Below are 364 nucleotides of genomic sequence, written 5' to 3'. Positions count from 1 at the left end.
GGATACCTCCACAGGTGTTCTGAGTGGTACATTACGCACGACCGGCGTGTTGGTACCCCTGACGGTAACGGCGCGCGATCCCTTTGGTGCCGAGACACAGGCCGTCGTGAACTGGAACATTGAAAATGTGAATGACGCCCCGGTTGGCGATCTGTTGATCACGGGCACCGTTGCGCAAGGCCAGACACTGACGGCGGATGCGACGGGGATCACGGATGCAGACGGTCTGTCGGCCTTTGCGTATCAATGGCTGCGCGATGGTGTGGCGGTAAGCGGTGAAACCGGGCAAACCGATCAATTGACCCAAGCAGACGTTGGCGACGACATGTCAGTGCGCATTCGCTATACCGATGGCTTTGGGGCC

The 364-nt window shown here is 59.1% G+C and carries 1 protein-coding gene; it reads left to right on the top strand.

Annotated features, from left to right (window positions below):
- Nucleotides 1–106: 106 nt before the first annotated feature.
- Nucleotides 107–364, top strand: a 258-nt coding sequence (locus tag Q4528_RS12875) for a hypothetical protein (RefSeq protein ID WP_303521868.1), incomplete at its 3' end; no start/stop codon positions are given.

This window comes from Staphylococcus pasteuri, from assembly GCF_030547725.1.
GTDB classification, from domain to species: domain Bacteria; phylum Bacillota; class Bacilli; order Staphylococcales; family Staphylococcaceae; genus Staphylococcus; species Staphylococcus pasteuri.
Note: the sequence above shows the minus strand (reverse complement) of the source record. Positions and strands in the feature narration are given on the sequence as shown.